Origin of the sequence: Fibrobacter sp. UWP2 (assembly GCF_900141705.1) — a bacterium.
Taxonomy (GTDB): domain Bacteria; phylum Fibrobacterota; class Fibrobacteria; order Fibrobacterales; family Fibrobacteraceae; genus Fibrobacter.
Genome location: NZ_FQYM01000010.1, coordinates 1 through 15571 on the forward strand (window position 1 = coordinate 1; position 15571 = coordinate 15571).

Here is a 15571-nt window from a genome sequence, read left to right on the forward strand (position 1 = left end):
GAAAAGAGCATGAAACTACTTGACAATGAAGCGCTAATAGCCTAGATTTACACCAGTTGGAGACCTGGATTTTCAACTAAAAAAGGGACAAATTCCGGATACGGCACCCATATAAGTCCCGATGAACGAGAAAGAGAGCCTCTGGTTCATCCAGCGCATGATTTCGTCATCGGTACCGCAGGCAAAAAGGTACACGCCCGCAAGAACGACCGAAACGATTTTTACAATGCGCAGCCCGCGGCCCCTGACAGCAAGCGAAACCGCCTGCAAGCAGAATGCCGACGCCATGATGATGCCGATATCGGCAAACATCGTGTGCCACAAAAAACGGTTCCAGTCGGCCACGAACGGCCCGCCCGTCGGGGCGTTGCACAGGTACAGCGCACAGAGCTGCACCACGCGGGCAACGACCACAATCAACGCGAAGAAGAACCAGTAAAAGTGCGACATGGTCACCTCTGCGGAGGAGGCAGCAACTTGTTCTTGTTGACGGTGTATTCCCAGGCATGGCCCGCGGCGCGCATCTTACGGAATGTCTCGGCGTATTTGGCGGCTGCGTTCTCGATAACCTTGCCCGTCACAAATCCTTCGGCGGGGTGCGACGTGTCCCAAGTGGGTTCGAGAACCGTCTCGAAGGCGCTCACAAGCGTAGAATCCTGAATGTTCGCGATGTAGGTAACCGAGTCGGTAATCATCGTCATGTCGCCCATGCGGAAAGCGAATACCGGCGCATGTTCCGGCGCGGCATGGAAAGCGATGGTATATTCTCCGCCGCATAATCCATCAGGAGGCTCGAGTTCAAGGAGGCTCTGCCCGACAAAATTTTCGGATGTCCCGTAAAGGAAGAGGTAATCCAGGACCGTCGGCGCAATATCCACCTGCGAAACAGGCGTCGTGACAATTTTCTGCTCGATGCCCGGGCCCGCGACAATGAGCGGAACCCAGGTGTAACCGTCATGAACACCGCCAATAAAATTCGATACGCGGTGCTGTGCGTTGTTCGCAAACGCATGGTCGCCCACAAGTACAAACAAGGTATTGTCGGCATTCGGGCCCTTGGCCACCTCGTCCATCACGATGCCCACGGCGCTATCCATGTAGGCGAGCGAACGCACATAGGCGACTTCCGGATCGCTCGGCGTGGGACCGTATTCCTTGGGGAGCGAGAACGGCACGTGACTCGTGGTGCTCATCCAGTCAAAGAACAGCGGTTGGTCGGCAAGGCGCTTTGCATAAAGTTCGCGGAAGCGGTCCGCGATGGGCACGTCGTGCTGGTTTTCGGGCTTGTATTCCGAGTAGTCGAACCACTTGGCAAACCACGGGTGCAAATTGTCGAAGCTCGGTTCAGTCGCGGTGAGTACCATGCGGTAGTAACCCGCTTCGCCCAGAATTTCGGGCAAGGCACGCATGCGCGTATTCGGGTAGTCCGAGAGGAAGGTTGTCTGCGGATGCGCCCAGACGCCCGCGAGAATCCCGAGGAAACCTTCGATGGAGGGGTAGCCCACGCTGTGCGCGTTCGGGAAGTAAAGCCCGCTCTTGGCAAGCTTGCAGATGTTCGGGAGCTTCTCGCATGTCGCGGGGACGCGGATGTCGCCGGTCCAGCCGCGGAACGTCTCGATGACGAAGAAGATGACGTCGGGCTTGCGGTCGCGGGCCTTGAACTGCGCGAAATCGTGCTGTCGGTATTCTTCGCATTTGCTTGCAGATGCCGTACATTTCACGAATGGGTATTCGGCATTGGGTTGCCCGCCGAGCAACTCTATGCCCTCGGCATAGTCGCCGCGCTTTTCGGCTTCCGTGAGCTTGTACTTGATTTCGTCTACCAGCCGGAAAGCGACCGGCGCGATGCGCTTCCAGCGCATGTTGCTCGGCGCGAACCAGTTCTTCGACGTGAGTCCCGTAATCGCAAGCGCAAGCGCTATCCCGAGGCAAATCCAGTTCCTGACCGCTGCGCGGTTCACACCTCCGGAACTGTTCGAAACCGATGCGCGGTTCTTTACCGCAACAACCGTCTCCGCGCTCCACTTCGCGAACATCTTCCTATAAAGAAACACCGTCCCGACAATTCCCGCAATCACGATGAACATCGTGAGCAGAAAGTGCCATGCACCGCCCAAAAACACACGGCCCACCAGGCCCATGTCCGATGCGGCAAGCGCGTATGTGGTGATGAACGAAAGCGAAAGGTGCTGGCCCATCCAGCGCATAATCTCGTCGTCGGTCCCGGCAGCCACCATGTAGGCGATTCCGAGAGCGAGGAAAACGATGCCCGCTACTTTCCGCGCTTTCCCGCGCAGCAGCGTGCAGAAGAGCCCGCCCGCAAAGGCAAGCGTCATCGCGACACCGGCTTCAATTACCAGCGTATGGGGGAAAAATCTATACCAGCGGTCCACAATCGGGCCGCCCGTAGGCGCGTCCGTAAAGTACAATACGCAAAGGAGTACCAGGCGGGTACTCCAGAGCGTCAAACCGAACCAAAACCAGTAGAAGTTTCTCATTTCCCCTTTCGCGGTTTCAGGTTACCCTTCGCGGCCAAGCATGAACGCCTTCTTGTTCCCTTCGTGGAACTTTTCGGCGAAGAGCTTGTTCAGGGCAACTTCCCACTGTTCGACGGTGAAGTCGAAGTGCTTGGAAAGCTTGCCGAGCATCGCGACGTTCAGGGCCTTCACGTTCTCGAGCTTGGAGACATCGATGTCAGCCGGAGTCAGGAGCACGCCGCCCTGCTTGAGGAAGGCCTCGTTCACCACGACCTGCGTCTCGTCGAATACCACCAGGTAGTCGGCTTCGCCCGTCGGGATCATCGGAGACTGCACCTCTTCGTCCTTCGCGAAGCGGACATCGGAAGCAATAGAACCGCCGCGCTGGCTCATGCCGTGCACTTCGGCCTTCTTCACATCGTAACCCTGTTCGAACACGAGTTCCGCCATCACGTCGCTCGCCTTGATAACGCCTGTGCCACCGAGGCCGGCAAATTTCACGTTAACTACGCTCATAAAACTTCTCCTTAAAAATTGCCGTTCTTTTTAGCAGCGGCTTCGGACTCGGCGAGAGCCTTTTCCGCCTTTTCCTTGTTGGCCTTGTCCCAGGCGAGGATGCTCTTGAGAGCGAGGATGCAGGGGCTCTTCGCCACGATGAGCGTGAGCTCGTCCTTCTCGAGCGCTTCTTTGACGAGGCGCTTGAATTCCTCGGGTTCCTTGACCTGGTTCACTTCGTAGACGTTGTCGAAACCGGCGGTCTTAGCGATGGCGCCGTAGTCCAGCTTGTAGGCCGGGCTGTGGTCCAGATGGCGGCCCGTACCCGGGTGTTCCTGCTGGCCCGTCATGGCGGTGATGCTGTTGTCGAGAATGATAACCACGTGGCCGGTGTCGGGGCGGTTGTAGCCCGCTTCCACGAGGCCCGTAATGCCGCTGTGCACGAAGGTGGAGTCGCCAATCACGGAGACGACCTTCTTAGCCTGTTCACGCGGAAGCACATTGCGGAGCCCGACGCCCATGCCAATGGCGGCGCCCATATCAATCATGTAGTCCATCGCGGAAATCGGCGGGAGAGCGGCGAGCGTGTAGCAGCCGATGTCGCCAGAAACGATGCAGTCGAGTTCCTTGAGAACTGCGAAAGAGCTGCGGTGCGGGCAGCCCGGGCAGAGCATAGGCGGCTTGCCCTTGACCGGAACCGGGTCCGGATTCCTGTCGCCAGCGATAATGCGGCGCACGCGGTTCACGTCGAGTTCGCCGAAACGGAAAATCGGGTCGAACTTGCTTTCGACCTGGATGCCTGCCGCACGGATGTTCTCGGCGAGCCACGGGTCGTTTTCTTCAATAACGAGCAGGCGCTTGCCTTCGAACTTCTTCGCGAAATCCTTGATGAGCTGCATCGGCAGCGGGTACGTCATGCCGAGCTTGAGGATGCTTGCTTCCGGGGCGGCTTCACGCACGTGGTGGTAGCTGATGCCGCTCGTGATGATACCCATGTCGGCGCTGCGCATTTCCACCTTGTTCGGGCCTTCGGCCACGTTCCAAGCTTCCATCTCGTCCATCTTGGCGCGGAGCTTGCGGCCCGCAGGCTTGGAGAAGCCAGGCACCATCACGTGCTGGGCGATATTGCGCTCGAAGTTCGGCACCATGGCCGGGAGTTCTTCCTTCGGCACCACGATGGACTTGGAATGGTCCACGCGGGTCGTCATGCGGAGAATGACCGGAATCTTGAACTTTTCGCTGGTCTGCATGGCGATGCGGAAGAAGTCGTAGGCTTCCTGCGAGTTGGACGGTTCAAACATCGGGCAAACAGAAGCCTTCGCGTGGTTGCGGGTGTCCTGTTCGTTCTGGGAACTGCCCTGGCCCGGGTCGTCGGCGACAATCCAAACCATGCCGCCGTCCACGCCGGTGTAGGTCGCGGTGTAGAGCGTATCGCTTGCCACGTTGAGGCCCACCATCTTCATGGTGACCACGCTGCGGGCATGGCCAAAGGCTGCACCCAGGGCCACTTCGGCGGCGACCTTCTCGTTCGGTGCCCACTGGGCGTACCCGCCGAGTTCAGAATAGTCCTCGAGGATTTCGGTAGAGGGGGTTCCCGGGTAACCGACGGCCAGCTGCACGTTGCAGTGGCGCATGGAAAGCGAGATGGCCTCGTTTCCCGAAATCAGCATCTTTTTCGCATTCGGATCAAAAGCTGGCATAGCGTTCCTTTTCTTGTGTCAAACGATTCTTAAGGCATTACCTTAAACGCTCGCAAATATAGAAAAAAACAATGGATTGACCCTGGTCAATCCATTGCCTACACTAAAAAACGGCCCTCAAAAAGGGGAAATTACTTTGTATGTACTACTTACCGGCCTTGGCCTGGGCGAGTTCTTCTTCCAGTTTCTTGTTGGCGCCGTTCTGCACGTCGCAAATGTTCTTGAGGTTGTCGATCTCGGCATTCTGCTTGGCGACCTGGTCGTTGAGCTCCTCGCACTTGGCGGCAAAGGTCTGCTCGGACTCAATGCGTTTGTTGAGTTCGGCGCGCAGGCTGTCGACCGAATTGCGCAGGGTCTCCACGGCACCTTCGGCCTCCTGGAGGGCGGGGTTGGCGTCGGCATCCCCCTTGGGCTCGGCATTGGCGCAGCAGCAGGGGATTTTGCCATTAAAAAACTTTTGGGCCACAGCCACGGTGGCGACGGCACCCAAGACGACCCCGGTCAAAAAACTACTAGTCTTCATAAAAACTCCTTGAAAATTTCATAACCTAATATCGTTAATCATCCGTTAAAAGTCAAGTAGGATTTGCCAAAAAATGGCGAAATTGCGTAAAAATAAGGTAAAAAAGCCGACTTTTGCGACGAATGCCATGCCAAAAAGCATATTTTTTGGTTATATTCCATACATGTTCGATATGAACAGTGATTTTTTGCTGGTTGCTAGTCTTTTGGTCACGCTCGTGCTCTGCATAAAAATGCTGCGCACAAGCAAGGGGAACGCCGTATCCCAACGCACGGCCATCATCTCTATGCTCTCCGCTGACTACGACCTGGTCTGCTACATAAATGCCAAAAAGAACAAGGTCTACTTCAACATCATGAGCGAGGCCATCGCCGAAATCGAGAACGATATCGACAAGTCGCTCCCCAGCAACAAGCGTTTTGACGTGCTGCTCAGGAACTTGATCCATCCTGACGACTTTCCTCAATTTATAAGGGACGTGAACCGTGAGAAAGTGACTGAGGCTCTGACCACAAAACCGAGCTACACCATACACGCCCGCGTGCAATTGCACAAGGAACCGCAGATTTACGCCATTAAGTTCGTCAAGGACTCGCACAAAAGCTGTGGTTTTGTGGTGGGGTTCCGCAACATCGACGACGAAATGCGCAAAGACGAGGAGAACCGCAGGCTTCGCAAAGATTTGAGGGCGACGGAACTCCTTGCCAACAAAGACGCCCTCACCGGCGTGAACAACACGACCGCCTTCAACGCAAAGGTCAAAGACCTGGACGTGCGGCGCGAGGCGGGCCAGCGCATGGATTTCGCCTTTGTCGAATGCGACGTGAACAACCTCAAGACGACCAACGACACGCAGGGTCACGAAGCCGGCAACGAACTCATCAAAAAATGCTGCATGGTGTTCTGCGAACTCTTCAAGCACAGCCCCGTGTACCGCGTGGGTGGCGACGAGTTCGTGATCCTTTTGCAGAACCACGACTTTGACAACCGCGAAATTTTGATGAGGCAGCTGATGGAGGCGGGCGCCAAGGAGGACTTTGCCGCGGGCATCGCCGTGTTCGACGCCGAGGTAGACCCAAACGCCCTCTCGGTACTCAAGAGGGCAGACGCCTCCATGTACCAGAACAAGAAAAAGATGAAAAGCTAAGCCACAAAATGGCTCAACGCGTAATCAGCTACCTTTTTCCCCCATTAACCAAAGTTTGAAAACTATAGAGAAAAACCCCGGGCATTTCTGCTCGGGGCTTTTCAGCGGGAAGAGCGAGATTCGAACTCGCGATAGGATTAAGTCCTATACGTCCTTAGCAGGGACGCGCCTTCGGCCAGCTCGGCCATCTTCCCAATCTTGGGACACTAATTTTACTTAATTTTTGCCTTTTTTTCAAGGGGTAGCCCCCAAAAAGCCCCAAAATTGCCTTAAAACGCCCATTTTTTTTACACTCCAGGCGGCGGATTTTTAAAAATTCTAACTTTAATATATGAGACTTTTGAAAAAACTCTTCAAAATGTGCGCAGCGGTTTTGCTAGTCGCGCTTATCTGTTGCATCCCAGTCTATATCATTGTATTCAAGGTCCTTCCCGACAAAGATCCCGACAACCAGTTCAACCGCGACACCATTTTGCAAGCACTGAGCGGCGAGACTCGCGTCTATTTTAACGACAGCACCGAACTTTTGGGCGCCTTCTTTGACGCCAACCACCGCATTTACGTTCCCTACGGCGACATCCCCATCAACATCGTGAACGCCCTGATCGCCGCCGAGGACGCCGGCTACTGGCAGCACAACGGGTTCAGCTTCCACGGTTTTTTCCGCGCCATGGCCTCGAACCTCAAGAGCGGCAGCATGCGCCAGGGCGGTTCGACCCTCACGCAGCAAACCGTCAAGAACATTTTTGGCCGCGAAGAGCGAAGCATCAAGGAGAAGGGCAAGGAACTCTTGAATGCATTGCGCATGGAGCGCCATTTTTCCAAAGAAGACATCCTGGAGTTCTACCTGAACCAGTTCCACGTCTCGGGTTCGGGCAAGGGCGTTGCCATTGCCGCGCAGTACTTCTTTAACAAAGACCTCAAGGACTTGACGCTCGCCGAGTGCGCCTTCATTGCAGGCTCGGTCAAGGGGCCCTCGAACTACGACCCGTTTATCCAGCGTACCGTGGAACGCCGCGAAAAAGCTATTGCCCGCGGCGCCGAGCGCCTCAAGTACGTGCTCGGCCGCATGGTCGAGGAGGGTTATATAGAGCAAAAGGACATGGACAAGGCGCTCGAAAAACCACTCGCCTTCAACCACGGCAACTTCCGCTTCACCATGAGCACCATCCTCGAGCGCATCGAAGAAAAGCTCGACAGCGACTTTTTCCACGACCTTTTTGAAAAGGAGGGAATCGAGGACTGGCGCAAGGCGCAGCTGACCATCATCTCGACGCTCGACGCCAAGAGCCAGGACGCCGCCAAGCGCGCCCTGCAAACAAACATCAGCAACCTGCAAATGCAGCTGGGCGGCTTTGTGCTCCCCAAGGCAGAATTCGCGAACCGCGCCCAGAGTGCCCGCAAAGGCGACTACCTGTACGGCGCCGTCGACAGCGTGTTTTTTGACGACACGGGCAAACTCAAGTCCCTCAAGCTGAGCTTTGGCCAGCTCAAGGGCATTGTGACCGAGAAAGCCGTGAAGGAATTCGGCAAGCAGGTGGGTGGCGACGTGAACAAAATATTGGCGGCGCAGCTCAAGCCCGGCGCCATCCTTTTGGTGAGCATCATTGACGAGAACCAGATTGACGGTTACGCCCCGTGCAAAATCGAAACGGAACCCGTTTTGCAGGGCGCACTTTTTGCCATCAAAAACGGCAAGGTCGTCGCGACGCAGGGCGGATTCCACAACACCGGATTCGACCGCAGCTTCAAAGCGCTCCGCCAGCTGGGCTCCAGTTGGAAGCCGCTGCTCTACGCACTCGCCCTGCAGTACCACTGGAACTACATGGACGAACTCGAGAACGAGTACAACGTGTTCCAGTATGTGAACCAGTTCTACTTCCCGCGCCCCGACCACAAGAACAAGGGAGACGTGGTGAGCATCGCTTGGGCGGCCACGCGCTCCGAGAACATTTCGAGCATCTGGCTCTTGGAACACCTGCACGACAAGCTGAGCGAAAGCGAGTTCGAGGAAGTCGCCGCCCAAAACGGCATGGCCCGCGGTGCCGACGAAGAGGGCAAGGCCTACTTTGAACGCCTGCGCGACAAGTTCGGCCTCATCATGAAGGATGAAATCAAACGCGAAATCGAGTTCACCCGTGCACGCGACGCCCTCGCCGAGAAATACAGGAACGAGGGCAAAATGGGACAGGCTCGCGCCATGCAAGCGCTCCGTTACGGAACGTTCACCGACGTGGGCGTAAAGCAGGCAAAGAGGGATGCGACACTCATCAAGTACCTGAACCACAACTACAAGAACTATTCCGAAAAACTCCGCGCCCGTGAAGCCCAGGAGCTGGATCCCGACGTGGCTGCAATGCTCCCGCCGCTCGACGCCGTGGAACTCTTCCCCGGCTTCAGCATGGCCGACATGAAGCGCCTGAGCATCATGATCGAGCCCGTGGACCCCGAGAGCGATTACTTGGACGCAGCCCACCTCCGCTATTGGCCCGATTTCCGCAGGGCGCTCGCCATGGCCGACTACGCCCGCTTTGCAAACGAAATCGGCATCCACCAAAAACTGCAGAAGGTGTTCAGCATGCCGCTCGGCGTGAACGACATTACGCTCGCCGAAATCAGCACCGCCTACCAGACCATCCTCACCGGCAAGGTGTTCAAGTGCCTCGACGGCGATTGGACCGAACCCTGCTTTATAAGCTCCATTAGGAACCGCGACGGCCGCACCATCTTCAAAAACGAGATGGAGAGCAAGACCGTACTCGACGACACCGTCACCACGCAGATGGGAGCGATGCTCCGCTCGGTGTTCACAAACGGCACGGCGCGTAGCCAGGTGGCGACGCTCTCGGTGAGCAGCCCCGACAACTCCAGCAAGCTGCGCTACCCCGCCCTCGGCAAAACGGGTACGACAAACGACTACAGGAACGTGGCCTTCATGGGCGCACTCCCGACATACGTCGAAGAGAAAAACGGCGTCGCGCTCGACACGGTCGTCGCCATTGGCAGCTACGTGGGCTTTGACGACAACAAACCGCTCAAGTCCGGACGCACGCGCATTGCAGGTGCAAGCGGTGGCCTGCCGCAGTGGGCCGCCTTCGCCAAGGAGGAAATCGCGATTCTCGGGCTTCCCCAAAAAATCGACTTCCTCGACATCTCGATGATTGCAAGCGGCGAGGTGCCACTGGTGCTCTCGAACGAACGCGGCGAACTGATTGTGGACCCCATGACCGGTGCCGCCGTGGCCGGCGGAAGACCCGAAGACGGACGCCCGCTCCCATGGCTAGACGTGCCGGGCTACACTCCGCCGCAAGTGCAGGAGAAGGCCGCCGAGAGCGTCGCCGAAATAGGCATCTTGACCAGCATGCCCATGCCCGCCTCCGGCGCCGAAACCCCGGGCGCCCCGACCGAGGGAATGGCCGGACCCGATGCCGCCAATGCAACAGAGGCCTCCAATGCCGCGCCTACCGCACCCGCCAGTGCCGAGAACGCCATGCCCGCCGCAAGCGCCCCTGCCCAAGCAGCCCCCGTGCAAGCCGCCCCAGCAGCCATGCCCAAGGAAGACGACTGGGATTTGCCCGAAGGCCTGGACGGCAATTCCTTTGTGCCTATAGAGGCAGAATAGTATGAACAAGATTTTTTCTTTGATTGGGTTTGCCGCGGTCGCGTTCACGCTCTCTGCGTGTGCGGGCAACGCCCCTGCCCCTTCGACGGATGTCGCCGTTGAGCAAACGCCCTCGGCAAAAACCGACTCGTTGTCACAGGACCCGCAGGCGGATTCCGCCATCTTTGTTTCAACGACCCTCGACAGCTACCGTTTGAACACGCCCAGCACCAAGTTCAGCGAAGGCGACTCTAAACCCGCGGCCCCCACGCCCTCCGAGGCGCAGGCCCCATCGGGTACCGCCTCCAAGGCGCCCATCGACCCCTACACTGCCTTCCCGGCGCTCGCCGAGGCCGTGTTCGCTTACGCCGACTCACTCTACAAGCAGGGCTACGCCGACTCGGCGACCATGTACCTCAAACGCTTCCGCATCATCAAGCCGCTATGGGGCGCCTGGGAAATGCGCACCGATTCCATGCTCAACAAGTTCGGCATGGAGCGCGCCGAAAAGGCAAAGAAGTTCGAGCCACTCGTTCTAGAAATCCAGAATATGAACCGCGCGCAGGCAGCGTACAGCATGGTCGCAAGTACCGCCGACAGCCTGATTGCTTTGGAGCCGGGCGACTCGCTCACCAACTGGGCCACCGCGCAAAAGCAAGTCGCCTACAAGAACACGCTCGCCAAGGCGCAAAAGGAGCGCGATGCCATTCGCGCAAAGGCTTTTGAAAAGGCCGAGTTCAAGGCCGCCGAAGAGGATGCCGTGCAGCTTCAGTTGCGTTACCGCGACTTTGAAGCCGATTTGGGGCTTCAAAAGCTGATTGACGAAATTCGTGACCTCGCCAAAGAAAGCAATGGCGAAGCCGCCGCCTATTGGAAGTCCCATGACCCCGATGAGGCCCTGGCGCGCGCAGACACCTTGATTACCGAAAAGCGCTTTGATACCGCCCGCGATCTTTTGAACAAATTAAAGTCCAGTCCCAAGCGTGGCGCAGCCGTTCAAATGCTCAAAGTCCTTGGCGATGCGTTTTGCAATGAACAGCGCAAAACAGCCTCGGTCTTGTTTAAAAAGTCCCGTTCTAAAAAGGACCCCGAGCAGTCGACAAACTACCTGCTCAAGGCCATTGACGCCTTGGACCGCTGCCTCGCCAACTACCCGGACTTTGAACAAAAAGAGAAGGTGCTGGAGAACAAGGCCTTCCTCGAAAGCGAGCTTAAAAAGTAATGGACGCGGTTCTCAATTCAGACTGGTGGCAATACGCCCAGTACCCGGCTTTCTTTTTGCTGGGTGCAGTCGTAAGCCTCATCAACAGCATCGCGGGTGGCGGTTCCACGCTGAGCCTCCCCATCATGATTTTCCTCGGGATGCCCGCGACCGTCGCGAACGGCACCAACCGAATCGGGCTCATCATTGGGAACTGCAGCAGCGCCTACAACCTGATGAAGCACGGCTACCTCAACAAGAAGATTTTTTTGCAGTTGCTTATCCCGACCATCGTCGGTACCGCCATCGGCATCTGTTTTTTGGTACGCATCGGCGACCGCGCCTTCCAGGCGATACTCGCGGTCGTCATCTGCCTTGTGGTGGTGATGAGCAACCTGCGCAAGGATATCCTCGGCAAGCCGCCTGCAACCCCGCCCGAAAAACTCACGTGGAAAGGCGCCGTCGGGTTCGCATTGATTTCTATATACGGTTGCATCGTGCAGGTGGGCGTGGGTTTCGTGCAGATTTTCGGGCTCACGCGCTACACCGGGCTTGACCCCATCCGCGTGAACGCACTCAAGAACGCGCTCACCAACGTGTTCCTCATCGTGAGCACCACCGCGCTCGGCATCGCAGGCAAGATCGACTGGCCCATCGCCATCGTGATGGCCGTGGGTGCATGGTTCGGCGGTTACTGCGGGAGCTTTTTACAGCGAAAGAAAGGCAACAAGTTCATACAGCACTTCATCAGCGTGTGCAGCATTGTGATGGCCGTGTACCTGATTATTGACCTGATTGTTTCCTAGCGCGTTTTTCTTTCCGTTCCCGCGCGGACTTTTCCTCGAGCGTCTCGTTCAACCCCGCAAGCAGTTCTGCCGCAATCGCATCGTCACCGCCGGCAAGCAGCTCCTTCTGCTCGCGGGCAAGTTTCTTGATACGCGCCTCGAGCCTTAGCGCCTGCTCGTACGAGGGCAACTCGAACTTGCGCAAAATGCACTCCGGCGGGAAAGCCTTCGTGAACTTCGCACCCTTGCCGCTTTTATGATGTTCGAAACGCGCCTCCACGTCTACGGCGTAACCGGTATAGATTCGCCCGCCCTTGCAGCGGAGCATGTAAACGAAATGGGGCATAGAGGTTTGAGGACGCTCACGATGTTCACTTCTCCGGTTTCGATACGATCTTCATGTAAATCGTACCAAGGATGGCCGCGGTAAAGCTCCCGAGCAAAATGCCGAGCTTTGCGGAATCCTGACGAGCGCCCACATCAAAGGCGAGCCCTGCCACAAAGAGCGCCATGGTGAATCCGATACCTGCGAGCATGCCACCGCCCCACAGCACCTTCCAGCTGTAGCTCGGCATCTTGGCTATGCCAACCTTCACAGAAAGCAAACTGAAGAGGAAAATGCCGATGGGCTTTCCAAAGACCAGAGCCAGGGCGACTGCACTCATCACAGGGAGTTCGAGGCCGTTAAGCTTAATCTCGACGCCCGCGTTACTAAGCGCAAACAAGGGCATGATGGCAAAGTTGACCCACGGGACCAAAGGCTTGTACAGGCGTTCTTGCAACGAGAGGCTTTCGCGGGCGCCACGTTTGAGCAGGCTGAACACGCGATACTTTTCTTCACCCGAAACCGTGGTCTCGCCCGAGAGCACGTTGCCCACGCCGTTCGCGAACTTGGCGAGCTTGCCCTGCGAAACGACCGCCTTGGCGGGAACCGAGAGCCCAAGGAGCACACCTGCGATGGTCGGATGCACGCCGCTCTTGACAAAGAACGCCCAAATGGCGACGCCAATAACGCCGTGCAACAGCAGGTTACGAACCCCAATGCGGAACAGCACGTTGATAAGGGCAAGCAGCGCGAACGCCGTGCCGAGCGCCACAAAGTTGATGCCGTCACCGCTCGGGTATCCAATCGCGATTACGAGAATCGCACCAATGTCGTCGGCAATGGCCAAAGTCAAAATCATCACGCGGAGCGCATGCGGCACCCGCTTGCCGAGGATAGCCATGCAGCCTACCACAAACGCGATATCCGTCGCCGTAGGTATCCCCCAACCGTGGGCGGCACTGTCCGCGCCATGCGGACAAAGCGCCAAATAAATCAAAGCCGGGAACAGCATACCGCCGGCAGCCGCAATAATGGGGAGGCTCGCCGCCTTGGGGTCGTGCAACTCACCGTAGGTCATCTCGCCCTTGACTTCGAGGCCGATGTTAAAAAAGAAAACCGTCATCAACGCGTCGTTAATAAACCAGTGCAAGTTGCCATGGCCAATCCAGCTGCCAATGGTGAGCGAGAACGGCAAATGCCAAAAATGCTCGTAGGTGGACGGGGAGAGGTTTGCCCACAAAAGCGCCGCGAGCGTCATGATGATAAGGACAATGCCTCCGGTGGTCTCCACCTTCATCAAACGTTCGACAGGGGTTATGATTTTACGCACCGGGGTGTCCGGGAACATTTCTTCGATTTTATCGCTGCTGGTCACTCGTATCGACATATACAAACAATATAAATATCTTTTTTTGAAATCCGCGAAAAAAAAGCCCCTTTTAAACCTCAAAAAAGCTGCTTTATCGGGTTTCTCCCTATTTTGGAGAAAAGAGTATATATTAATTGTGTTAAGGAGTTGTTTATGTCGGTATCTAGTTCGCTGATTCCATCGTTTTTTGTTGTCGCTTTTTTTACTGCGGCGGGCATGCAGGCGCACGCCGCGCAGGTATACGTTGCCGCAGGCAACGCGAACGACCTTATGCTGCAGGCTGCACAGGCCAAGGCGGGCGACACTATCTGGGTGCCCGCGGGCGAGTACGACCTGACAGGCAAAAAGACGTATGACCCGGGGAATCGCGACGCGGGCTGGGGCAAGGGCCTTTTGTGGCTCGGTCGCAACAACGGCACGCCCGAGAGACCCATCGTGCTTGCGGGCAGCGACCCTGCGAACCCGCCCGATATCCACGGCACCATGAGCGAGGGCAACGAGGTGCTGCATATCGAAAACGATTACGTGATCCTCAAGAACCTAAAGCTCAGCCAATCGGGCGTAGGCATCGTGCTCGACAACGCGCACCACGTGCTTATCGAGGACTGCGACATCTCGAACACGCGGCAGGAACTTGTGCACGTGCGCGACAGCAGCACCTTCGTAAACATCCGCCGCAACTTTATCCACAATTCCGGGAACGTGAAGGGGACCTACGGCGAAGGCATCTACGTGGGCACCGACCATGCAGCATGGGGCGTGGACGGCGAGCCCGATTCCCTGTGGGGCGAACAGGCCAAGACCGACAAAAGCAACAACCGCTTCACCTATTACGACTGGCGCGTGAGCCGCACCACCATCAAGTGCAACCTGTTCCAGGACATTTCCGCCGAGAATGTCGACATCAAGGAAGGCGCAAGCTACACCACCATCTCGCAGAACATGCTGTCCGCCGATGGTCTGCAAAGCAAGCCGGAGCCCCGCGACTGCGACAACTCCTTTATCGAAGTGAAGGGCACGCACGCGGTTGTCGCAGGCAACTACATGTACACCGCCAACAATCCAAAGCTTACGGGCTACATTGACGAAGACAGCCGCACCTACACCGGGAACGTGCCCGCAGAACTCACCGCCGACAAGTCGAACAAGTTCTGGTGCGACGAGAGCAAGACCGACGGCAACGTTTGCAGCATGGGCGACAACATCTTCATCGACCACGTCGCCGAAGTGCGCAACCTCTGCAAGGAACTTTTCACCATCCCTGGCAAGCCCATTACGTACAAAAGCGAGTACCCCAACGCGGAACCCTATCCGTGGTCGGCAAGCTCCCATTTCGAAGAATACGAGGCCGAAGATGCGACTCTCACAGAACTCGCCGAGGGCTATTCCGAAAATCCCGCAAAAATCGGCACAGACGAAAACGCCTCGGGCGGAAAGTACGTGGCCATGCAAAACGGCAACCTCCGCTTTACCGTACGGGGCGGTGGCCGCTACACCCTGATGTTCGGCTACAACTTTTTGAGCGACAAGGATACCGCCTACAAAGAACAGAACGTCTCAGTGAATGGTATCACCTTGAACCCCGTGCGCTTCTTGCGTACGGGCCCAGCAGGCAGCAGCCACGTGTGGAGCACGACTTCTACGAGCATCCGCGTTGAAGGCGAAACGACGATCGACATTACCCGCGGCTGGGGATTTTTGGACCTCGACTACATCAAGATTCTGGGGAGCCAGACACCCGTCATCGCCATGGACGAATTCGAGAAATGGCCCGCAGACGAGGGCTCCACCAGCATCGGCAAACGCAGGACCGGCACGCGCGAACGCGTGAACGGCTCCGTAGGCGCTCCCTACCAGGCGCGCTTTTTCGACCTGCTTGGAAGAAGCGTAAAGCGGTAAAATTGGCGAAAACTGCCCAAAAATACGCATTTTTTTCTCATTTTCAAGT

General features: G+C 56.9%; 12 protein-coding genes and 1 tRNA gene. 5 read left to right on the forward strand and 8 right to left on the reverse strand.

Going from position 1 to position 15571, the window contains the following annotated elements:
- Positions 1 to 72 precede the first annotated feature (72 nt).
- The 5 genes from BUB55_RS06500 to BUB55_RS06520 form a co-directional block, all read right to left on the reverse strand.
- The gene (locus tag BUB55_RS06500) at positions 73 to 450 is read right to left on the reverse strand and encodes a hypothetical protein (RefSeq protein WP_073189280.1); all 378 of its coding nucleotides are present in this window, start codon (positions 448 to 450) and stop codon (positions 73 to 75) included.
- A gap of 2 nt (positions 451 to 452) precedes the next feature.
- Positions 453 to 2498, reverse strand: coding sequence for an LTA synthase family protein (locus BUB55_RS06505; RefSeq protein WP_073189282.1), 2046 nt, complete (start codon positions 2496 to 2498; stop codon positions 453 to 455).
- Positions 2499 to 2519: 21 nt separating this feature from the next.
- Entirely contained in the window at positions 2520 to 2993 is a 474-nt protein-coding gene (locus BUB55_RS06510; RefSeq protein ID WP_073189284.1) for a 2-oxoacid:acceptor oxidoreductase family protein, read from the reverse strand.
- An 11-nt stretch (positions 2994 to 3004) separates the two neighbouring features.
- Entirely contained in the window at positions 3005 to 4672 is a 1668-nt protein-coding gene (locus BUB55_RS06515) for a thiamine pyrophosphate-dependent enzyme (protein WP_073189286.1), read from the reverse strand.
- Between the two features lie 145 nt (positions 4673 to 4817).
- A complete protein-coding gene (locus tag BUB55_RS06520) occupies positions 4818 to 5195 on the reverse strand; it encodes a hypothetical protein (RefSeq protein ID WP_073189288.1) in 378 nt (125 codons plus the stop codon).
- A gap of 163 nt (positions 5196 to 5358) precedes the next feature.
- Between BUB55_RS06520 and BUB55_RS06525 the strand changes: the two genes are divergently transcribed.
- Complete coding sequence (locus tag BUB55_RS06525; RefSeq protein ID WP_073189290.1) at positions 5359 to 6342, forward strand: GGDEF domain-containing protein; 984 nt, start codon at positions 5359 to 5361, stop codon at positions 6340 to 6342.
- Between the two features lie 105 nt (positions 6343 to 6447).
- Here the strand turns inward: BUB55_RS06525 and BUB55_RS06530 are convergent.
- Positions 6448 to 6536: transfer RNA gene (locus tag BUB55_RS06530), tRNA-Ser, on the reverse strand.
- A gap of 137 nt (positions 6537 to 6673) precedes the next feature.
- Between BUB55_RS06530 and BUB55_RS06535 the strand changes: the two genes are divergently transcribed.
- Genes BUB55_RS06535 through BUB55_RS06545 form a run of 3 tightly spaced genes read left to right on the forward strand, consistent with a single transcriptional unit; the run spans position 6674 to position 11950 of the window.
- Positions 6674 to 9964 (forward strand): transglycosylase domain-containing protein, encoded by a 3291-nt coding sequence (locus BUB55_RS06535; protein ID WP_234971830.1) that lies wholly within the window; start codon positions 6674 to 6676, stop codon positions 9962 to 9964.
- 1 nt (position 9965) lies between these two features.
- A complete protein-coding gene (locus BUB55_RS06540; protein ID WP_073189294.1) occupies positions 9966 to 11165 on the forward strand; it encodes a hypothetical protein in 1200 nt (399 codons plus the stop codon).
- On the forward strand, positions 11165 to 11950 hold the full coding sequence (locus BUB55_RS06545) for a sulfite exporter TauE/SafE family protein (RefSeq protein ID WP_073189296.1): 786 nt from the start codon (positions 11165 to 11167) through the stop codon (positions 11948 to 11950). The genes BUB55_RS06540 and BUB55_RS06545 overlap by 1 nt, the downstream gene beginning before the upstream one ends.
- Here BUB55_RS06545 and BUB55_RS06550 read toward each other — a convergent pair.
- Positions 11928 to 12275 (reverse strand): GIY-YIG nuclease family protein, encoded by a 348-nt coding sequence (locus BUB55_RS06550; RefSeq protein WP_073189297.1) that lies wholly within the window; start codon positions 12273 to 12275, stop codon positions 11928 to 11930. The two genes, BUB55_RS06545 and BUB55_RS06550, sit on opposite strands and share 23 nt — an antisense overlap.
- Before the next feature lie 25 nt (positions 12276 to 12300).
- Positions 12301 to 13641: a Na+/H+ antiporter NhaA gene (gene nhaA, locus BUB55_RS06555; protein WP_073189299.1), complete on the reverse strand. Its 1341-nt coding sequence runs from the start codon at positions 13639 to 13641 to the stop codon at positions 12301 to 12303.
- 135 nt (positions 13642 to 13776) lie between these two features.
- Here nhaA and BUB55_RS06560 point away from each other — a divergent pair, with 135 nt between their 5' ends.
- Complete coding sequence (locus tag BUB55_RS06560; RefSeq protein WP_073189301.1) at positions 13777 to 15522, forward strand: right-handed parallel beta-helix repeat-containing protein; 1746 nt, start codon at positions 13777 to 13779, stop codon at positions 15520 to 15522.
- Positions 15523 to 15571 lie beyond the last annotated feature (49 nt).